Origin of the sequence: Pseudomonas sp. MYb327, from assembly GCF_040438925.1 — a bacterium.
Lineage (GTDB): Bacteria > Pseudomonadota > Gammaproteobacteria > Pseudomonadales > Pseudomonadaceae > Aquipseudomonas.
Genome location: NZ_CP159258.1, coordinates 2,605,976 through 2,625,639 on the forward strand (window position 1 = coordinate 2,605,976; position 19,664 = coordinate 2,625,639).

Here is a 19,664-nt window from a genome sequence, read left to right on the forward strand (position 1 = left end):
GGTTACTCCTGACGCTCGGTCGCGTTCACCGCGAGCGGCGTGACACCCCGATCACCGACCGCGAGCAATTGTCCATCGCCCAGCTGTATCGCCTTTGCCAGGCTGACATGGGTGGAGGGCAGCGGCTTGAAGCTGCGTCCCTGATCATCACTGGCCAGCAGCAAGCCGCTGTTGCCGAACACCAGAACGCGTCCGGACTTCAACTCGACGGCGCCATTGAAGGCGAAGGTGGTTGCCGTGTCGCGCCGGGTCCAGGTCTGGCCGCCATCGCTGGAAAGCCAAAGGTTTCCGCGCATGCCGTAGATCAGAAGATCGCCGTTGTGCAGTTGCAGGGCGCCGAACAGGCTGCCGGCATAAGGGCTCTGCATGGCCTGCCAGGTTTCGCCGCGGTCTGCGGATTTCGCCAGGGTGCCGCTCTCGCCCACCAATAGGTATTCGCCGTTGGCCAGCGGGAGGATCCGCGAGATGTGCCGGTCAAAATCGCCGTCCAGGATGGGCAAACGCTCCCACGTCGCACCGTTGTCCCTGGACAGCAGATACAGACCGAACGCGCCCCAGGCGGCCATGTGCCCTTCACCCAGCACCACAACGCCCAACAGCGCGTCTCCATTGGTGTCGGCTTCGACCGTCGTCCAATGCCGGCCACCATCTTCGGTACGCAACAGCGCGCCGCCATGACCCACGACGACGCCGACCTGTGCATTGGCGAAAGCGACGCCCGAGAGCGTGCGGGTGGTTGCCGTGCGCACAGTGCTCCAGGCTTGCGCGTGTTCATCGGCGATCAAGACGACACCGCGCTCGCCAACGGCAACAAGGTGCTGGCCGTTATCGGCGATGTTTAGCAGCAGGACATGGTTAGGGCTGATCTGATAATCGAGTTTGGGCGGTTCGGCGCACACTGCGGTGGCCAACAGACACACGCCAACACCCGCCAGCCAATCCAGGTGGCGTAAGGACATGAGAAAAATTCCAGTGAGCAGGCGAGCGACCGTTGGCCGCTCGCAGCAGGTTGACGAAGGCAGCTCTCGATCATTTGCCCATGCGGCGCAGCGCGTCAGGCTGGAAGTCGACAAATCGACCCTTGATCCCGAATTTCCACGGGTTCGGCTCTTCGTTGGCCAGGCCGGCGAGGTAGTAGCCGCCGTTGCTCAGGTCGTGCCAGATGTTGGCGCGGTACCACGGCACCTGGGCGTCGTAGAACTGGATCAGCGGATGCACGCCGATGCGCCACAGGGTGCCACGGGTGTCGTAGGCGTCGCTGGCCAGTAAGGTCCAGGAGTCTTCGTCCAGATACATCACACGCTTGCCATAGACGTGCTTGGCGTCCGGGCGCAACGTGCCTTCCACGACCCAAACACGATGCAATTCATAGCGCATGAAGTCCGGGTTGGGGGTGTTGGCGGTGAGGATGTCCTTGTATTTGGCCTGCTTCGAACCGAGCTTGTAGTCGTTGTACGGCACGTACATTTCGCGCTTGCCTACAAGCTTCCACTCGAAGCGATCGGGCGCACCGTTGTAGCCATCGAAGTCGTCAGTTACGCGCAGGCCTTCGGTGCCGTCGTTGACGTTATCGTAGGCCAGGTCCGGCGCACGGCGCACTCGGCGTTGGCCGACGTTGTAGATCCACGCCGAACGCACTTCCTTGACCTGGTCGATCGGTTCCTGCACCAGTTGCACGGTGCCGGCCAAGGTAGCCGGGGAGATGAAGCGCGCCGAGTAGTTGAGCAGGCGGTTGTCCGATGGCTTGTCCATGTTGCTATCGAATACGCGGTTTTCTTCTATGCGCAGGGCGTAGTAGTCGCCCCCGCCCCGTACCGGAAAGGAAGCGTAGGTGCGCTGCAGACCACCGCCGAGGTAGCGCACGTTATGGTTCCAGATGGCTTCCAGGCCATTTTTCGGGATCGGGAACGGCGTGGTGGAACCATTCAGGTTATTCACGCCAAAACCGTTGAGCTCGACGTGCACCGCTTCCTGCTTGACCTTGTCGGCGACCGCCGCCGGCACCATGGCGGTCCGATGGGTCGGATAGACCGGCATCGAATAGTTCGGGTACTTGGCCAGCAACGCCTGCATGCCCGGCGTGATCTTGTCCTTGTACTGCGCCATGTTCGCGGCCGTGATGGTGAACAGGGGTTTCTCGCTGGCGAACGGGTCGACGTAGCCCTGTTCCGGACTCCAGCCGGCCGGTGGTTGCGCCAGTCCGCCGGTGTAAGCGGGAATGGAACCGTCAGCATTACCGGCCATCTCACCACCCAGCGGCGTCAGGTCTTTGCCCAGGCGAGCGGCTTGGTCGGCAGTGATCTGGGCATGCGCCGGGCTGCTCAGGGCGAGCAGCAAGGCAGACGCCATGCCGCCCAGGCGCGCGGCATGAAGAATCGTGTTCATCGGACTTACCTCTTATTGTTCTGTCAGAAGCTGTAGCTGTAATTGGCGGAGTAGAAATCGCGGTCGTGCAGCGGGTCGTATTCGGCGCTGTTGTCGAAACTCACGTAGCTGAAGTCGAGCTTGTGCTGCTTGTTGTAATCGAAGGTGATGCCCAGGGCGCTGGTGATGCGACCTTCATTGAACTGGCCATCCATCGAGACCCCGTCGACGTCCTGGCCGACGAAGGCATAAGGCGAGGCGGTGACGCTGGTGCCGAGGAAATTGTTGTAGTCCAGCTGGCCGCGCAGGCGATAACCCCACGCGAAGTCGGTGACGTAACCATCGTTCTTGCAGCCGGCAGCGCTGGAATTGACCAGGCTTGGCACCGGGCTGGTACAGGTGTTGCCACCGGCGGGAATGGTCGGTGAGGAACCCATCCCGTAGATGAAGCCACGACCATAACGGCGGTCAGTGTCATCCTGGGGAATGTTGTTCCACTGGAAACCGACTTCAGCGACCACCGTCAGGTTCTCGGCCTTGAGCACGTTGGGGAACACGTTCACGCCATTGACCTGAAACTGGGTTTTCTCATAGCGATCCCAGCCTGCGGTAAACGACTGGCTTTGCACTTTCACCAACTGCAGGAGGTCGGCCGCCGGGCCGACACCGGCCAGGGCGCCGTTGAGCAAATCCCCGCCATTGATCTGCGCAGGCTGGTTAGGCGAGTAGCTCAGTTCCGAGCCGATCGACCATCCTCCCAGGGTGGTGGTGAAGCTCAGGCCGTACAGGCGAATGTCTTCCGGGTATTCCCAACTGGGCCCGACGAACTGGCCCTGGGCGTTGCGTGCCACCGCTCCCGGTGTCCCGGCGTTGGGAAACTCCGTCAGCGCTGCGCTACCGGTGCTGCGCAAGCCCAGGTACGGCGTGCGCGAGTGATAGTTGAGGTAGTACAGGCCCAACTCGCCGTCGAGGGCATCCAGCGGGAAGCGGAACGCCACGCCCCACTGGCCGCTGTCGTGGGGCTCCTTGCCCTTGATCTCCGGCAGGTAGGCGCCGGCGGCAATCTTGGTCGGCGACGATGGATTGGTGCCACCGAGGAAGGTGCCCAGCTGGCAATCGCCAAAGTCCTGGCCAATGGCGCTCTCGGTGACCGACCAGTAATGCCCGCAACCTTCGATGGCGGTGGCTTCGTACTTGAGCTGGTAGAACGCCTCCATGGAAATCCCGGCCGGCAAGCCGATGTTCATGTAGCCCATCCACACGGGAATCAGGGCTTCCTTGAGTTCCGTGCCGGGCCGGCGCAACGCAGGCACGTCCAGGGGGTTGATCTGGTTGATGCCCTGGATATAAGCGCTCTCGCCCCAATTCACCACCTGGCGACCGAGGCGTACCTGCACTGGTGTCTCATCAAAGTAGTAAGTGTTGTAGGCGTAGGCATCGAGCAGGTAGACCCCGCTGAATTTCTGCAGATCGGCATAGCCATCGTCATTGAGCGGCTTCTTGCGGTAGCCATTGGAGGCGCTACCGAAGTTGACGTCTTCGTCCTTGAGCGCCTCGTCATACCAACCCTTGACGCGTACCAGGCCGCCCATGTCGCCATTGCGCAGGGACAGGTCCGTGACGAACTTGGCGATGGTCGAGACGCGGTCGCCTTTGTCGTAGTTGAGGTTGCCGGCGTCGACCGAGCCTGCCGTACCACCGGACTTGCCCACCAGCGCGCCGTTGGCGGCGCTGTAGAGTGCGCTGTCCTGATTCTCCGCGCGCCATTGCGAGCCCACCGATAGCGTGGTGTTCCACTCCCCTTCCCAGCCGTTCTCCAGCTGGAACGGCATGGCTTGCACCGCCCCGGCCGACGCGCAGGAAACCGCCAGCGCCAAGGGTTTCACCCATGTCCCAACCTTGCAGTTTTTATTGTGCATGCAGATCTCCGCCATCGCCCTTACCGTGCGGGGCCGAACTTGACCCCTTGGCTGAGCGTTCTTGTTTGTTTGTGCAAGCATGCAGAGAGAGGCAGGAAAATCATTTGTCCGTTCACGTCAGAAGTTTGTCATTAGACGTCAGCAGTAGAATTAAACTGTTCGTCCATGAAAAATGCAGAGACGATGGCACTGCCCCACCGAAAGGATCGAACGCGACCCGGCAAGGCGCCCGTTTCATTGAACAAGAGCCAATAGCCCGAACATGACTGCCTTGATCAAAACCACCTCACTGACCGGGTTCCCCGAACTTATACGGGACTTGGGCGGCGACCCTGACGACCTGCTGCGACAGATGCAGATCGACCCCAAGCTGCTGGACAACGGTTCGGCAGTGATTCCGTACCGGACGATGATCAACCTGCTCGAACTGAGCGCGGAACGGCTTCAATGCATCGACTTCGGTCTGCGCCTGGCCGAACGGCAAAGCATCCTGGTCCTCGGTCCGTTGGCGGTGATCGCGCAAAATGCGCGCAACGTCGGCGAAGCGCTGTCGGAAGTCACCCGTTTCCTGCACACCTATAGCCCTGGCGTGCAGGTGAACCTGGACACCGAAATCGACGCCGCTCATCCGTATCTGATTTATGAGTTGCGCCTGCGCCCTGCGCCTCGTCAACGCCAGATCATCGAGTTGACGCTTGGGGTCATGTTCAAGACCTTGCAGATGCTCTACGGGCCGGGATTCCGTCCGCATTCAGTGTTATCGCGCACCGAAGCACGACTGCCGCAGAGTCGTTACCAGCGCTTCTTCGGTGCCCGCACCTATTTCGGCCAGGCGCACAATGCCCTGGTGCTGATGCCGGATTGCTTGAGCAAGCCAATCGACCAGCACAATATCCAGCTGCACGACACGATGATGGATTACGTCATCAGCATGGGCGTGGCCAATCCACTGGACATTGGCAGCCAGGTCGAAGCCTCGATCCGCCGTTTGTTGCCCACCCAACGCTGCGCCCTGCCGCTGATTGCCGAACAATTTGGTCTGCGCGAACGTTCGCTGCAACGGCGCCTGGCGGAGAGTGACCTGGTCTTTGAAGAGATGGTCGAACAGGCACGCCAGGAACTGGCAGAGCTGTATCTCGCGGAAGCGAACATGCCCATGGCACAGATTGCCGGGCTGCTGGGTTATGCCGAGCAAAGTTCGTTCAACCGTGCCTGCAAGCGCTGGTACGGTGTGCCGCCGCGGGTACGCCGTACACAACTGCGCGCCGAGCCTCAGGCGCGCACTTCAGGGCGATGACGCCTCAGTCGTAGGTGATGATTATTTTCGCGTGCTCATCGGGCTGGGCCAGGTCGGTGAAAGCGCCGGTTACCTGATCCAGCGACACGCGAGCGGTGATCATCGGCGCGCCATCGAGCGTGCCGTCAGCCAGGGCATGCAACGTATGGGCGAACTCTTCCCCGGTGTAGCCGAAGGAAAAATGCACGTTCATTTCCTTACTGATGCCGATCAGTGGCTCGATCCGGTCGCTTTCCATGCACACCCCGACCACGATCAGGCGCGAGCGCGGCGGCGCACTCTGCAGCACCTGCTGGATCAATCCCGGAATGCCCACGCACTCGAACACCACACAAGGCTTTGGCTGCGGCCCCAGCCCCAGCAGCGCCATCGGGCCGTTGATGTCGTAACCCCGGGGTGCTGCCACTTGCAGCCACGATTGATACGGCGACTGCTCGGCCGGGTCGACCACGACGTCGGCGCCCATTTTCTCTGCCAGGTCTCGGCGCCCTGCGGAGAAGTCCGACGCCACGATCGGGCCGATGCCACGGGACTTCAACACCGCGATCAACGCCAGGCCGATGGGGCCGCAACCAATCACCACCGGCACTTCGCTGCCATCCAGACGCGCACGATTCACAGCATGTGCGGCCACGGTCAACGGCTCGGTCAGCGCCGCGATGTCCGGTGGCAAATCCCCCGGTACCGGCATCAACATCTGTTCGGCCAGCACCATCTGCTCGCCATAACCACCCGGATAACGATTGGAGAATCCGATATGGTGAAAATGCTGCGCGGTGATCACGAACGGCAATGAACACACTCGCGTCCCCACCTTCAACGTCTTGTCGCTGCCCGGCCCGTGGTCGAGGATCTCGGCACAGTATTCGTGACCGAACACCACGTCCTGTCGGTCATCGAAGGCAATCGGAATGTGCCCGCGCTTGAAGTTCGCCAGCACATGCTCGCAATGATGGAACATGTGCAGGTCCGAACCGCAGATACCGCAGGCCAGTGTCCTGACCAGCACCTCGCCCTGCCCCGGCGTGGGCGCAGCGATCGAATCCACCAGCAGTTGCTTATCACGCATGACAACGGCTTTCATGAAAAACCCTCTATCAGATCAGGCCGCCGCAACCGGCAGCCCGCAGGTAATCAGCTCAATTGCCCGACTTCACGAAGCCATGCTTCGGAGCGACGCAATCCCTCATCAAGATTCACCTTCGGTGCATAGCCGAGCATCCGCCGGGCCTTGTCGATGGAAATACCGCCGGTACGCGAGAACATGTACATGGTGTCGGGCGTCACTTCATCATGGCGGCGCAACAGTCGATTAGCGTTCCAGATCAGCCAGGTCAGCGTCACCGCCAGCCCCAGCGGCAGGCTGCGCGGTGAACCGCTGCGCCCTGCCCAGTGCCAGTGATGACTGAAGAATTCGCGGCAACTGACCGACTCGTTCGAGCTGACGTGAAAGATCTGTCCTATGGCCTGTGGCAACCCGGCGGCTAGCATCACGCCATCGAGCAGGTCATCGATATACACCGGCGTCCAACGACCTTTGCCGCCATTGGGCAGGATCAGCGCACCGGCCCTGGCCATCTTCAACGGCTCGCTGAGCCAGGCCCGCGAGCCCGGGCCGTAGACGTCACCCGGCCGCACCACGGTGCAGTCGATCTCCCCCGCCGCGTGCGCCGCCAGCACCACGTGCTCGCTCGCACCTTTGGCCACGCCGTAGCGATAGTGCTCACCGATGACGACATCGCAGCGTTCGTCCGCCTGTTCGGGGTATTCCCAACCAAGGGCCGCGATAGAAGAAAACTGCACGAAGCGTCGGGCACCGCTTTCGATCGCGACGTCCAGGCAATTGCGCACACCGCGAACCGACACCTCGCGGTACTGCTTCCACGGTGCGGCCAGGGACACCACCGCAGCAGTATTGATGAACAACTCGCAACCGTGAGCATGTTCGGCCCATTGCTGCGGACGGGTCAGGTCGCCGGCGACTACACCGTTGGCCGCGTCGGCGCGCAGGTCCATACCGCGAACCTCGACCCCCAGTGCCCGATAACGACGGGCAAGGGCCTGACCGATAAAACCGCTGGCACCTGTAATGAACACCGAACGCGGCACGTCAGGCGTCTGGCCTTCGATGCCGGTTGGCATGGCAGCATGGCTCATTGAGCACTCTCCATAAATTGACCGGATTGACGGACGCCGATGCGTGCGTCGTGAGTGCTCAACCGACGGTGTAACCGGCGTTGCCGGGACGAATGTAACGGGCCGGCTCCAGGCCACGCTCCTTCACCAGGCGATCGATAATTTGCATGATGTCGGTGGCGTCCATGACGTTCACAAAGTTGCCGTCCTGGTCGAAATTGATGTTGGCGCCATAGACCACCATGAAGGTGTCAGTGGGCTCAGTGTTATCAGATGGGACCATGAAGGTATGGATCGAGCCGCCCGGTTCGTAGAGGTAGCAACCAGCCGTCTGAGGCTGATCCGGGTATTCCACGTAGTGCCACTTGCCCGACATCGTGAACAGATGAACCGGGCCCGTGTGGTAATGGCAGGGCAGGCGCACGCCAGGTTGGAAAATCACGCGCAGTGTCCAGACCCCCAGGTTCGGGTCGAGATACAGCGGCTGCACATCGACGCCTGGAAAATAAGGTGCCATGGCATCTTTGTATATCGGCAGTTCGTTGGTATTGAGGGTCAGCAGTTCCTTGTGATCGAAGGACGGCACAGGCATTGGCATTATTGTTTTCCTCATGCAGGCGACAGCGGGTATGGGTTATTGCGTCCTCCCATACTGCGGCTGTTACCTGCTGAAGAATTGTCATTTCCCGTCAGGTGTTTAGCATTTGCCGCCAGGCCAACGGTTCACTCAACCCGTTCGAAATCCGGCAGCTTGAAGCTTTTGTCGTTGAGAGCCTCAGTGCCGCCATAAAAGCGCATGGCTGGTAACGGCCGCTTCCCGGCGGTGGGAATCCAGTTGCTGTCCAGTCCGGCAGGCGCTTTGGGGCCGATGTAGATCGTAACGCTGCCGTCGGCATTTTTCTTCATGGCATCCAGATCGTACGAGGACAACGTCGTGCGATTGGTAGCGCTGTAGATGAACGACATGGTGTCACGGTTATAACCGGTCAATGCCCAGAACTGTTTGACCGGCATCTTGGCGGGTACATCGATCTTGTAGGTCTGCCCGGCTTCGAGGGGTTTACCGTTTTTATCCGCCATGGCCATCAGGTATTGGGTGGCCGGTGAGTCGCTCAACTCTTTCGGCATATAGGTACACCAGAAGTACTCCGCCGCGCGCCCGATCAGGTCAATGCTGTCTGGGTACTCAAAAGAGAAGCGCTTGTTTTCATCGGTCATCAACAGCGAGGCATAGTGGCGGTCCGGCCAATACAACTTGTCTTTGGGCAGGTTATCGAACCAGTGTTGCAGGTAGAACCAGGCATCAATCGCCGCCTGGCGCATGGCTTTTCTGGTGACCTCGTCCGGGGCAAACGGCTTGCCTTTTTCGATGCCCAGTGACCGCAGCATCCCGATCATCACCTTGTCCTGTGGACGCGCGGGTTCGATGCTCATCACCGCATGCATGTCCGCGAAGTGGCGTTCGTCATAGAAGGGCAACGTCGGGTAAACCTTGTCGATCGGGTCGATAAAGCGCTGCTGCGGGGGATGGCTCGCTTCTGCCAGGTAATACATGCGCAATTTCTTTGCATACTGATAAGCGTCAGCGGCGGTTTTGCCAGGGGCACGCACAGAGCGGAAAGCGAGGGCGATCCGGTAGTTGGGCGACGGAACGTGAATGTAGCCAGCAGGGACTTCGCCGGTATACCCCGGCGGCGTGAACAGCAATTTCCCGCCCTTGCCTTTGTCCAGACCCGATGGGCCAACGTCGGCGATGGTGAGTTGCCATGCATCCACCACCTGCCCGTAGACGCTGCCCTCCTCGCTCGCGGCAGGCAGTTCCAATACGACCGGGCCTTTTTGCAGGTCGGTGAATGCGGTGATGTAAGGCGTGCTGCTGTTGGCAGTAATCGCTTCGAGTTTCGGCGTTGCCGGCGCCGAATAGGCAATGATGTCGTTGTCCTTGACGCCCAGGTCGTCAAAAGCTGCACGCCTGAAACTGTAGATGGCGATGGCCGGCATATTCCACAGCACGGCTTCGAACGCGCGCTGGTATTTGATCTGGTAGTCGAAATCCTGGATGGAACTGCGCGAGCCAGGAGGTGGTTGCCCGCCCTGGGTTTCCATTCCCTCCTGGGCAAGACCGACTTGGGAGCCACCCAGCACCGCAATGGCCAGCAAGCTGGTGGCGAAATGTCTGATTCTGTGCATCGTTGATCCTCCCGCATTTGATCCCTGATTGGCAGGTAAGCGATGAACACTATAGTCAAACGGTAAACCAACACCCTTTGTGGGGGGCGACTTATGTGTCCACCCCTACACGGCGGTAATCGGGATAAACCCAGGCGTGGTATTTCGACACGAGTGCCTCATACCCCGCCATCCGGATCCAGCAGTCAGGCTGCCGCAAGTCCTCCATCAATCAGGTAGATCGCGAAAGAGAACGTCACAATCGACAACACCGTACTTACCAGGATGGAGGTCGCGGCTTCACTCTGATAGGCGCCGGTCTGGTTCGCGAACATTGCCGGGATGGTCGCCGACGGAAGCGCGCAAAGCAGGATCATCTGTTGGGCGTAAAGTCCATGTGTGCCCAGTACCACAGTGGCGGCGAACATTAATACCGGGTGAACGAGCAACTTGAGCCCAAGGTTGCCCCACACCTCACCCGACATTTTCAGTTTCTCGGACGACATGATCAGTCCCAGGCACAGTAGGGAGACGCCAGGCGTTGCCTTGCCGAGAAGAGTGAGTGACTCCGCAGCAATAGGCGGCAGCTTGACCTGCAGCAGCGAAATCAGAATGCCAAGGGCCGGTGCCCACATCAGCGGACGGCGTACCGCCCCCGAAAGACTCGACACGAACGCCTGGGTGCCACTGCCCTTTCCATCGGCGATGGTGAGCAACATGGTCGTCAGGGGGATCATCACCAGACTCGCGACCAGGTTCAGCACCAGAACCGAATAAATGCTGCCGGCTCCGTACATCGTTGCGAGGATCGGGATGCCCATGAACGCCGCGTCCGGGTAGCCGTTGACGAAGCCCTTGAGCGTTGCGACCTTGAGATTGCGCGTGGTGAACCAGCCGATTGCCAGCGCTATCGCGTACATGCCCATGATGCCGATGAACGTGGCCGCGACGAATTTGAAGTCGAAGAGCTGTTCACGAGGCGTGCTCGCCATCCCGACAAATAACAGTGCCGGGAAAATCCAGCCGAGCACCAGCCGGCTGATCAGCAGGCTGTCCGAATGGGTAAGCCGTCCGCGCTTGCCAGCGATGTAGCCAAGCGCGATCACAAAGGCAACGGGCAAAATTGGCCCTACAATTCTGTCTAACATGTGCTCAATCCTCGTATTTATTTTTATCAAGAATGTCGTCGTGGCTGATCGAGGCCGATACGGCGGCCTCGATCAACGCGGCAATGGCTAGGCGGCCGTTGCGGTTACGGTTTGAAGCGGTAGTCTCGAATGACGTCCTGGTCCGGCTCGATTCCGAGCCCCGGTCCTTGCGGTACGTCGATGCGGCCGTTACGCGGAATGATGGCGTCGCCATAGAGTTGCGCTTCGAGATCGAAGTAACGCCACTCGACCAGAGACTTCGCGCCGCCGAGGGCGGCACTGCCATGCACGGCGGCCAGCAGGCCCGGGCCGTCATAAAAGGCGTGGACCATCACGGTGACGCCATGGGCATTGGCCAGCGCATAGACTTTTTGCAGTTCGGTGATACCGCCCATTTTTGCCGGGCTGGGCTGGATGAAATCGACCGCGCCGGCTTCAAGCAGATGCTGGAAGTCCATCAGCGTCGAAGCGTTCTCGCCGGCAGCCACCGGGATACCGCCGTGCTGCCGTACTCGCGCCAGGCCCGCATAGTCTTCCGGCGGCCACACCGGCTCTTCGATCCAGCGCAGGTTCAACGGGTGCAGTTTCTCGGTCATATCGAGCGCTTCACGCACCGACCACGGGGCGTTGACGTCAAGGGTGATTTCCACGCCGGGGCCGGCGGCTTCGCACGCGGCGCGGATGACGTCTGCATTCACCTCATGCAGCTTGAGGTGACGGAAACCGCTGTTGACCGCGCGCTGCACATTGACCCGAATCAGTTCAGGGTCGGCATAGCGGATCAAGCTTGCATAGGCTGCCAGCGACGTGGCCTCGCTGCCGCCCAGCAATTGGTAAATGGGTTTACCGGCCGCTTTGCCAGCGATATCCCACAGCGCGATGTCAATCGCCGACAGGCCATAGATGAACGCGCCGCTGCGACCGAAGACGTGGAATTTCTTCTGCAGATCGCCCTGCAGTTTCTCGCGCCGCGTGACATCACTGCCGATCAGTTCAGGCGCGAGGATCGTGTCGATCACGACTTTCACTGCCGGTATCGCGGTGAAGCCGAAAGTTTCGCCCCAACCGACGATCCCCTCGTCCGTGGTGACTTTAACCACCAGGGAATCGACCATTTGCAGGTCTTTCGGGCCCCAGACCCCACCGGCCGACGGACCGCCCGTAGTGAAGGGGATCCGAAGCGGAATGGTTTCAATGCTGGCAATTTTCATAGGTCTTCGCCTCAAGCAGGTTGCAGGGGTGGCGCGGCGATTTTCGGATTTCGCCCGTGCCAGGTTGAGGACAACGTACATGACGTCCTGTTGTCCTTCAACTGAACAACTACTGATTTCCGGCGAACTTAACTCCAATTTTCACACAACTCATTGTTTTTATTGTTTTTTAATTTTTATGTCTTATATGAATTTCAGTTTCAACTGTTGGGAACAAGTCTTCTGATGTAGATTAAGAAGACAAGTTGAAGGAATGAAAAGAATGAGTGAAATGAATGTGCAACCCGTGGCGCGGCGTCCTCATCTGGCCGAGCACATCGCCCGCTCGTTGAGCGACGAGATTGCTTCTGGCCGACTGCGTCCGGGAGACCGGTTGCCAACCGAGCAATTTCTCTCGCAGAACTTCGGGGTCAGCAGGAATGTCGTGCGAGAAGGGATTGCCACGCTTCGGGCCCAGGGCTTGATCCAGTCCCGCCAAGGCGTTGGCGTGTTCGTCTCGGCTGCAGCCCCATCGCCGGAGCCTTCCCTAGAGCGCGAGAACGCGCCATTGCTGGACGGGGACAATACGATCCGCAACATGTTCGAAGTTCGGGCCGTACTGGAAAGCCAGGCGGCCGCGCTTGCGGCGTCGCACATGACGCCCCACAAGCTGAAAATGATCCAGGCTGCGGTCCTGCGAATGCAATACGTTGGCGAACCGACGCTGGACACTGTGAACGCCGACCTCGACTTTCATCGGGCCGTGGCAGCAGCGTCTGGCAACGATTATCTCGAAACGATGATTCGCACAGTGCTCGAGCCAATGCGGGCACTGATCACCATGAACTTTGCGCGACGGGGCCCTGTTTTCAGCAATATTCCGCATGCAGCACGTGGTGAGCATGAAGATCTCGTGCAGGCTTTGACCGATCGGAATGCCGCGGCGGCACGTCAGATCATGGGGCAGCATATCGTCAGTGCCGCATCCCGATTCGGCTACGAAATTGCTTTCTTCTGATGTCGGTTAAAAGATGGCGGTTGTCTCGTTATCCTACAAGTGAGCTGCTACTTCTGGCTGATACCTGGTACACAGGCCCGACCTATCATGCTTGCTGCGCGTCTCGCGACGAATAAGCAGGATAATCAATGTAGCCTTGCGAGCCGCCGCCATAAAACGCTTCACGACCTGCATCGGCCAGTGGCCAACCATGCCGTAAGCGATCGACCAGATCAGGATTGGCAATGAACGGTCGACCGAAAACCGCCAGGTCTGCCAATCCGTCATCGATGGCTTGTTGTGCGGTTAGATGGTTGAACCCGCCCGACAGGAGCAAGGTGCCGCAGTAAGCCGCGCGGATGGCTTTTTGAAACTCAGGCGTACCTAAGTGACTAGCGTGCAGATCATGCCAGAGCTGAATGACAATACGCCCCCCGGCCTGATGTACCGCGTCCGTCACGCGTTTCCAGCCTTCAATCTGCGCTGGTGTGTGGATCCCCGGGGTGTAAAGGTAGCCACGGCCCTGCGCCGACACCTGCGCGCTTTCGGTGATGATCAGGCCTGCTCCCGCACGCTGGGCATAGTAGTTCGCCATATCCGCAGACGGCACGGTGTCCTTGACGCGGGCGCGGGTCATCGGCGCCATGACGATGCGATTCGACAGTTGCTGACCCGCCAGATCGTAAGACTCAAAAAGAGATGACATGTATTGATCCTCCGACACTGCGTTGGGCCTCAAGCGTGCGACGGGAAGTGCGGCAAGATGTGCTCGCCGAGCTCGTCAAGAATCTCGCCGTAGGGCTGGCGACTGACCTTTGGGTTGAGCGCGATATGCGAAACACCGGCTGCCTGCGCTTGCTCCAGGTAGTTACGCAGGCCGTTGCGCCCGGCCCGGAAGCCACCCTGGATGCGCTGGAATGGCTGGTCCGGGTTATCACTGAGGTCGAAATAACCACCCAACCCTAACGGCTTGAACGCGTTGCGACCTTGGAACTCGCGCACTTTGGCGTGCCAGGTCTCGCCCAACGATGCCAACCGCTCGGGGCTTTGCACCCCAGCCAGGTAGCCATCAAGGTGTTCAGCCAACCACTCGATGCTCTGCTGCGCCTGGCCGACAGCGATTGAAGGGACGCGTCCATACGGCGCTTTCGGCACCAGGTCGAGGTTTCCGTATGAGCCACCGAATCGTTCGGAGCTAAAGCGCGGAAAGTCCTGCTCAATCAGGGTGCGAAACACCGAGAAGGCATCACGGTAGCGGTCACCACGGGTTTCAAAATCGATACCCAGCATCGGGTAGTCGCTGTATCGATCGCCCGATGACAGCCCCAACACCAGGCGCCCTTCGCTCAACTGATCCAGGGACGTCGCCTGCTTGGCCAGATACATGGGCTCATGGGTAGGCAGCACGATACCGGTGGTTCCAAGGACGATGCTGCGTGTGGCGGCGGCGAGGAAGCCGATGTAAACCAGGGGTTCAAAGATGTGCGCCACATCGTTGTACTCCGGGTCAAAGAAAGGAATGTCACGCATCCACAGCGCGCCAAAACCTAGCGCCTCAGCGCGTTGCGCCATTTCCACGTGACCACGCATGGTCGGTGCCGCTCGGCCGGCATGGGTTTCGAGGGGTAAAATCAGACCAACCGTCAGCGCCTGCGGATGAAACAAGCGTTGAAAGCCAGGGTGACGTTCAAGTGCAGGATGGGCAGTCGGTAAGGCGGCAGGTTGTTCTTGAGGCGAGCGTTGGGTGGCGATAGTCATGATGGCAGTCTCGGTGAGTGACGATGACTGACATATTTATTGAATCCTCATGTCGGATAAACCACACCAAAAGACCATCACAGGGTCCACTGAGTCCCCAATATTTTCAGGTTTCCCAAGGCACGCCTGATTTCCAGTGCTCAATCAACAGGTCAATAAAGGCGCGGACGCGCGGGGACAATTGGCGTTTGCTCGGGTAGACAACCCGGATGGGGTCGGGTGGTGAACGGTAAGGTTTGAGTACTTCCACCAACGTACCCTCGCGCAGGTCGTTTCCAGTGATATAGGTCGGTAAGTGAATCAGGCCAATGCCAGTCAGCGCTGCTTCGCGCATGGCTTCAGAACTGTCGATGTTCAGCCGCCCAGGCTGTTCATATAAATAAAGGCCGTTGGGTGTCTGGTAACGCCAGACACTGGCTTGGCCACTAATGAACGCGATGGTGTCGTGCCCCGCAAGATCTGCAGGTGTTTGCGGTATACCGCACCGGGCCAGATAAGAGGGCGAGGCACACGTTGCGAACTGCTGCCAACCGACGGTTCTGGTCAACAGTTGTGAATCGTCTTTTGGCGTGCCAATGCGGATGGCGATGTCGACCCCCTCTTCGACGAGGTCGACAAAGCGATCGGTGAACCAGACGTCCGCACGAAGTTCAGGCCACTGTTTCAGATAAGCATCCAGAATCGGCAGGATATGGCGCTGACCGAAGGAAAGGGGCGCTGTGAGTTTAAACGTGCCGGTCGGCCGTCCACGGCGCAAGGCCATGGTTGCATCTACCTCATCAAGATCTTCGAGAATTTGCTTCCAGCGTTCATAGGCGACCTGCCCCTCGTCAGTCAGGCTCAGTTTGCGCGTCGTGCGATTCAGAAGTCGTGCTCCCATCCGACTTTCAAGACGAGCGATACTTTTACCTACGGCCGATCGGGTCAGGCCAAGTGAGGCGGCCGCGGAGGTAAAACTTCCAGCCTTCACAGCGCAGACAAACGCAGCAATGTCACCGAATCGGTTGGCTTCCATTGGTAGCTTTACTCCAGTGCAAACTTAGTTGTAGCGGGACATAAAGCCCGAAAGATTGGTGCTTTGGCTGCTGCCGCCGGATCACAAATTATTACCCCAGCCAAGGAGCTAGTGCCACAGAACTTCAGGCGCTGTCGACTCAAGTTTTATCCCCTGCTGATTGGCCATTGAGTAGCCGATTATTACGGTCGCAGATCACATCCGGATCCATGACTTGCGAGCCAAATATTCGCTGCTACGCTTGAGCATTCGGCGCTGCCGGCGCAAGGCGACATGTTTCGCCCCCCTGGACCCGGTCTTCCCGGATCTATCGAGCCACCTGCCAACTTCAGCCGCTATTGCCGATCGTGTCGGGCCGCATTCCGGTCATGCGCACGAAACCATGCTCATGTGTTGACCCGCGACGGAACGGAGCAACGGGCGTGATTTTTCGCGACCTGATCAATTGGCAGGACATAACAACCGCTCAATCGGGAAATCGCATGCCCTTAGGCATTTCTCTGGAAACCTCCTATGAGACTTCAGTTGTTTTCGGCTGCACTGATTTTCGCCAGTCTGGCGACGACAGGCGCGGCGCTCGCCGGCGAGACCTCCCCCTCAACAACCGATAAAGCTTCACCCACCAGCGCGGTCAAACAGGAAATCAAGCTCACGCGGGTCACACCCGAATATTGGCGGGTCACGTTCCACAACCCGCCGTACAACATCTATGGACCGGAAACCATGCCGCAGTTGAACGAGGTGGTCACTGCCATCGAGTCCGATCCAAAGCTGGTGGTCGTGGTGTTCGACAGTGATGTGCCGGATTTCTTCCTCACCCACTATGACTTCGTCCCCCCGCTGACTGACACCACCAGCCTGCCCAACGGCCCCACTGGCCTTCCGCCGTTGCCGGACATGCTAGTGCGATTGAGCAAGGCTCCGGTGGTCTCGATTGTGTCGATTCGCGGTCGCGCCACGGGCGTCGGCAGTGAGCTGGCACTGGCCAGTGACATGCGCTTCGCCAGTCGCGAGAAAGCCATTCTGTCGCAATGGGAGATTGGCGCCGCACTCGTGCCGGGAGGTGGCCCCATGGCTCGACTGCCAAGGCTGATGGGGCGCGGGCGGGCACTGGAAGTGCTGCTGACCGGCAACGATATCAATGGCGAGCTCGCCGAGCGCTACGGCTACGTCAACCGCGCGCTGCCCGATGCCGAACTCGACAAGTTCGTCGACACCATGGCCCGGCGCATCGCGCGGTTCGACAAGCAGTCGATTGCTGATATCAAGCGACTGGTCGATGCCGCCAGCCTGCCGCCGAACGAAGCCATCGCTGCCGAATGGGATGGTTTCATCGGCTCGGTCAAACGCCCAGCAGCGCAGGCCCGCATCAAACAACTGATGGAGCTCGGGTTGCAAAAGAAAGCCGACGTGGAGAAACGCCTGGCTCACTACACCGGCACCTTGGGTGAGGAATCAAAATGATCCTGCCCATGAGGCTTAACGTCTGCGTGCGGGGGGATGTGGAGGTTCAGGTCAAGATGGTTTAAGTCAAAACTGCGCCTTGGCAATGTAGCTGCTGACTTTGCAAACGACTTGAAACGCAAAGCCCCGAAAACGTCGTGGCTTTGCGTTTCGGCAGCAGGATTCGCCCTAGGCATCGGAGCAAAAACCTGTCTCCTGATTTGGAGGTCTCTAATGAGTAATAGTACTGAAATAACGTCCTTCACTGGCTGGGCCGCAACAGCGGCCGGCGCTCCACTGGAAAGCTATAGCTATGACCCCGGCCCATTGGGGGACGACGAGGTGGAAGTCTCAGTTGAATATTGTGGAGTCTGCCACTCCGACCAGTCGATGATCGATAATGAATGGGGCTTAAGCCAATACCCCTTTATCCCCGGTCATGAAGCAGTCGGCCGTATCGTACGAATGGGCTCGCAGGTACGCAGTCTCGAATTAGGGCAACGAGTGGGGATTGGTTGGTACAAAGGCAGTTGCATGCATTGTTCATCGTGTATGGGCGGCTCGCATCACCTATGCGGCACAGTCAAACCTACCATCATCGGCAGCAACGGTGGCTTCGCCGATCGCCTCCGCTCTCACTGGGCCTGGGCCGTGCCGCTACCGAAAGAACTCGACCCGGCCATGGCCGGACCGTTGTTCTGCGCAGGGTCGACGGTGTTCAATCCACTCTTGCAGTTCAACGTCAAACCTACTGATCGAGTGGGTGTCGTCGGTATCGGAGGGCTCGGTCATCTTGCTCTACGCTTCCTCAACGCTTGGGGGTGCGAAGTCACCGCTTTTACATCGACGCTGGCCAAGCAAGACGAAGCCAAGCGACTGGGAGCACACAACGTAGTCGCCTCGACTGACAGTACTGCGCTGAATGCCATTGCCGGCACCCTGGATTTTCTGCTGATTAGCGCCAGTGCAGACCTCGACTGGCCGGCCATGCTTGGAACGCTGCGCGGCAAAGGTCGCCTGCACTTTGTCGGCATCGCGCCGAGCGCTATCCCCGTGCACGTCTTCAACCTGATTCCACAGCAAAAAAGCTTGTCCGGCTCGCCGATTGGCTCGCCCGGTAACACGGCGACTATGTTGGAATTCTGTGCCCGGCATCAGATCCTGCCGCAGGTAGAGATGTTTCCAATGAGCCAGGTCAACAAAGCCATCGACCATTTGCGCAGTGGCAAAGCTCGCTACCGCGTAGTGCTGGACGCCAGTCAGTAACACACCGGCGCGTCGGCTAATGCCGCACGCGCCGTCACTACCAGTGTTTTAACCTTCCCCCGCTCCAGATCCCCACCTTACTTGGCTTTGCAATCCCCTCCGGAAATGGCTTCACGCAGGCGTCGCGGTACGGATTTAAGTGACCTTGACCCGAAAAAGCAGTGCGCCCGATTAGTTACACCATGTATCGACTGATATTTCTGATCGTCCGTTTATCTAAAATCTCAACATAAATATAGTGACCCCCATCGTTCTCCAGAAACACAGCCAGGATCAATTTTTTTCCTTAAACAATCATCCGCCGCTGTTGACTGGCCGGCAGAAGACGGGTATCACAAAGTTGAGCACTCACATGACCACAAAAGTTGCTGTTATCTATCACAGTGGATATGGACACACCGCCAATGTCGCCAAAGCTGTAGCCCGCGGTGCGGACAGTGTTGAAGGCACACATAGCCTGCTGGTGCAGGTCGAAGATATTGACCAGCACTGGGACGCACTGGAAAAAGTCGATGCCATCATCTTCGGCTCCCCAACCTACATGGGTAGCGCATCGGCGCAGTTCAAAACCTTCATGGATGCCACCTCCCGCCACGTATTCGCCAAAGGCGGGGTTTGGGCTGACAAGATTGCTGCGGGATTCACCAATGCGGCATCGCGTTCGGGCGACAAACTGGCAACGTTGCAGCAACTGAGCATTTTCGCTGCCCAGCACTCCATGCACTGGGTCAATCTCGGTCTGCCACCTGGACACAACAGCTCAACCACTACAGAAGAAATGCTGAACCGCGACAGCTACTTCATTGGTGTGGGTGCCCAGTCCAATTTCGATGAAGGACCGGATGTAGCCCCCAAAAATCCCGACATCCTGACGGCAGAGCACCTTGGCGCCCGTGTGGCACGCGTAGCCCGAGAGCTTGTAGAAGGCCGTCGCAGCCTCGCCCAACGATTCGCTTGAAAAG

General features: G+C 59.1%; 17 protein-coding genes. 5 read left to right on the forward strand and 12 right to left on the reverse strand.

The genetic code is table 11. From position 1 onward, the window contains the following. Positions 1-2: 2 nt before the first annotated feature. The 3 genes from ABVN21_RS11635 to ABVN21_RS11645 form a co-directional block, all read right to left on the reverse strand. Positions 3-959: a YCF48-related protein gene (locus ABVN21_RS11635; RefSeq protein ID WP_339552222.1), complete on the reverse strand. Its 957-nt coding sequence runs from the start codon at positions 957-959 to the stop codon at positions 3-5. A gap of 70 nt (positions 960-1,029) precedes the next feature. Beyond that, positions 1,030-2,385, reverse strand: a complete 1,356-nt coding sequence (locus ABVN21_RS11640; protein WP_339552223.1) for a DUF1329 domain-containing protein — start codon at positions 2,383-2,385, stop codon at positions 1,030-1,032. A gap of 23 nt (positions 2,386-2,408) precedes the next feature. Beyond that, positions 2,409-4,283 (reverse strand): DUF1302 domain-containing protein, encoded by a 1,875-nt coding sequence (locus ABVN21_RS11645; protein WP_339552224.1) that lies wholly within the window; start codon positions 4,281-4,283, stop codon positions 2,409-2,411. A 262-nt stretch (positions 4,284-4,545) separates the two neighbouring features. Between ABVN21_RS11645 and ABVN21_RS11650 the strand changes: the two genes are divergently transcribed. Next, complete coding sequence (locus ABVN21_RS11650) at positions 4,546-5,580, forward strand: AraC family transcriptional regulator (protein ID WP_339552225.1); 1,035 nt, start codon at positions 4,546-4,548, stop codon at positions 5,578-5,580. Between the two features lie 4 nt (positions 5,581-5,584). Here the strand turns inward: ABVN21_RS11650 and ABVN21_RS11655 are convergent, their stop codons facing one another. The 6 genes from ABVN21_RS11655 to ABVN21_RS11680 all read right to left on the reverse strand — a co-directional run bounded on the left by ABVN21_RS11655 (position 5,585) and on the right by ABVN21_RS11680 (position 12,244). Continuing rightward, positions 5,585-6,664: a zinc-binding dehydrogenase gene (locus tag ABVN21_RS11655; protein WP_339552226.1), complete on the reverse strand. Its 1,080-nt coding sequence runs from the start codon at positions 6,662-6,664 to the stop codon at positions 5,585-5,587. A gap of 50 nt (positions 6,665-6,714) precedes the next feature. Beyond that, positions 6,715-7,737, reverse strand: a complete 1,023-nt coding sequence (locus tag ABVN21_RS11660) for an NAD-dependent epimerase/dehydratase family protein (protein ID WP_339552227.1) — start codon at positions 7,735-7,737, stop codon at positions 6,715-6,717. A gap of 58 nt (positions 7,738-7,795) precedes the next feature. Next, a complete protein-coding gene (locus tag ABVN21_RS11665; RefSeq protein WP_339552228.1) occupies positions 7,796-8,314 on the reverse strand; it encodes a 2,4'-dihydroxyacetophenone dioxygenase family protein in 519 nt (172 codons plus the stop codon). Between the two features lie 125 nt (positions 8,315-8,439). Continuing rightward, a complete protein-coding gene (locus ABVN21_RS11670) occupies positions 8,440-9,906 on the reverse strand; it encodes a DUF1214 domain-containing protein (protein ID WP_339552229.1) in 1,467 nt (488 codons plus the stop codon). A 185-nt stretch (positions 9,907-10,091) separates the two neighbouring features. Then, positions 10,092-11,033 (reverse strand): AEC family transporter, encoded by a 942-nt coding sequence (locus ABVN21_RS11675; protein WP_339552230.1) that lies wholly within the window; start codon positions 11,031-11,033, stop codon positions 10,092-10,094. 104 nt (positions 11,034-11,137) lie between these two features. Then, positions 11,138-12,244 carry a mandelate racemase/muconate lactonizing enzyme family protein gene (locus tag ABVN21_RS11680; protein WP_339552231.1) on the reverse strand — a complete coding sequence of 369 codons (1,107 nt, stop codon included), beginning with the start codon at positions 12,242-12,244 and terminating at the stop codon, positions 11,138-11,140. 262 nt (positions 12,245-12,506) lie between these two features. On the opposite strand from ABVN21_RS11680, the gene ABVN21_RS11685 reads away from it, so the two are divergent. Continuing rightward, positions 12,507-13,241: a FadR/GntR family transcriptional regulator gene (locus tag ABVN21_RS11685; protein ID WP_339552232.1), complete on the forward strand. Its 735-nt coding sequence runs from the start codon at positions 12,507-12,509 to the stop codon at positions 13,239-13,241. 85 nt (positions 13,242-13,326) lie between these two features. Here the strand turns inward: ABVN21_RS11685 and ABVN21_RS11690 are convergent, their stop codons facing one another. The 3 genes from ABVN21_RS11690 to ABVN21_RS11700 all read right to left on the reverse strand — a co-directional run bounded on the left by ABVN21_RS11690 (position 13,327) and on the right by ABVN21_RS11700 (position 15,993). After that, positions 13,327-13,926, reverse strand: coding sequence for a hypothetical protein (locus tag ABVN21_RS11690; RefSeq protein ID WP_339552233.1), 600 nt, complete (start codon positions 13,924-13,926; stop codon positions 13,327-13,329). 29 nt (positions 13,927-13,955) lie between these two features. Then, positions 13,956-14,978, reverse strand: coding sequence for an LLM class flavin-dependent oxidoreductase (locus tag ABVN21_RS11695; protein ID WP_339552234.1), 1,023 nt, complete (start codon positions 14,976-14,978; stop codon positions 13,956-13,958). Positions 14,979-15,084: 106 nt separating this feature from the next. Further along, on the reverse strand, positions 15,085-15,993 hold the full coding sequence (locus ABVN21_RS11700) for a LysR family transcriptional regulator (protein WP_339552235.1): 909 nt from the start codon (positions 15,991-15,993) through the stop codon (positions 15,085-15,087). A 513-nt stretch (positions 15,994-16,506) separates the two neighbouring features. Here ABVN21_RS11700 and ABVN21_RS11705 point away from each other — a divergent pair. The 3 genes from ABVN21_RS11705 to ABVN21_RS11715 all read left to right on the forward strand — a co-directional run bounded on the left by ABVN21_RS11705 (position 16,507) and on the right by ABVN21_RS11715 (position 19,660). Next, positions 16,507-17,457, forward strand: coding sequence for an enoyl-CoA hydratase/isomerase family protein (locus ABVN21_RS11705; RefSeq protein ID WP_339552236.1), 951 nt, complete (start codon positions 16,507-16,509; stop codon positions 17,455-17,457). Between the two features lie 213 nt (positions 17,458-17,670). Further along, positions 17,671-18,702, forward strand: coding sequence for an NAD(P)-dependent alcohol dehydrogenase (locus ABVN21_RS11710; protein ID WP_339552237.1), 1,032 nt, complete (start codon positions 17,671-17,673; stop codon positions 18,700-18,702). A 238-nt stretch (positions 18,703-18,940) separates the two neighbouring features. Then, positions 18,941-19,660, forward strand: coding sequence for a flavodoxin family protein (locus ABVN21_RS11715; RefSeq protein WP_339552238.1), 720 nt, complete (start codon positions 18,941-18,943; stop codon positions 19,658-19,660). Positions 19,661-19,664: the final 4 nt, after the last annotated feature.

Coding starts and splice junctions, on each gene's coding strand:
- ABVN21_RS11665 (WP_339552228.1), bottom strand. CDS start 8,314: ATGCCAATGCCTGTGCCGTCCTTCGATCACAAGGAACTGCTGACCCTC.
- ABVN21_RS11650 (WP_339552225.1), top strand. CDS start 4,546: ATGACTGCCTTGATCAAAACCACCTCACTGACCGGGTTCCCCGAACTT.
- ABVN21_RS11655 (WP_339552226.1), bottom strand. CDS start 6,664: ATGAAAGCCGTTGTCATGCGTGATAAGCAACTGCTGGTGGATTCGATC.
- ABVN21_RS11660 (WP_339552227.1), bottom strand. CDS start 7,737: ATGAGCCATGCTGCCATGCCAACCGGCATCGAAGGCCAGACGCCTGAC.
- ABVN21_RS11710 (WP_339552237.1), top strand. CDS start 17,671: ATGAGTAATAGTACTGAAATAACGTCCTTCACTGGCTGGGCCGCAACA.
- ABVN21_RS11690 (WP_339552233.1), bottom strand. CDS start 13,926: ATGTCATCTCTTTTTGAGTCTTACGATCTGGCGGGTCAGCAACTGTCG.
- ABVN21_RS11640 (WP_339552223.1), bottom strand. CDS start 2,385: ATGAACACGATTCTTCATGCCGCGCGCCTGGGCGGCATGGCGTCTGCC.
- ABVN21_RS11700 (WP_339552235.1), bottom strand. CDS start 15,993: ATGGAAGCCAACCGATTCGGTGACATTGCTGCGTTTGTCTGCGCTGTG.
- ABVN21_RS11695 (WP_339552234.1), bottom strand. CDS start 14,978: ATGACTATCGCCACCCAACGCTCGCCTCAAGAACAACCTGCCGCCTTA.
- ABVN21_RS11685 (WP_339552232.1), top strand. CDS start 12,507: ATGAGTGAAATGAATGTGCAACCCGTGGCGCGGCGTCCTCATCTGGCC.
- ABVN21_RS11670 (WP_339552229.1), bottom strand. CDS start 9,906: ATGCACAGAATCAGACATTTCGCCACCAGCTTGCTGGCCATTGCGGTG.
- ABVN21_RS11645 (WP_339552224.1), bottom strand. CDS start 4,283: ATGCACAATAAAAACTGCAAGGTTGGGACATGGGTGAAACCCTTGGCG.
- ABVN21_RS11680 (WP_339552231.1), bottom strand. CDS start 12,244: ATGAAAATTGCCAGCATTGAAACCATTCCGCTTCGGATCCCCTTCACT.
- ABVN21_RS11635 (WP_339552222.1), bottom strand. CDS start 959: ATGTCCTTACGCCACCTGGATTGGCTGGCGGGTGTTGGCGTGTGTCTG.
- ABVN21_RS11675 (WP_339552230.1), bottom strand. CDS start 11,033: ATGTTAGACAGAATTGTAGGGCCAATTTTGCCCGTTGCCTTTGTGATC.
- ABVN21_RS11705 (WP_339552236.1), top strand. CDS start 16,507: ATGAGACTTCAGTTGTTTTCGGCTGCACTGATTTTCGCCAGTCTGGCG.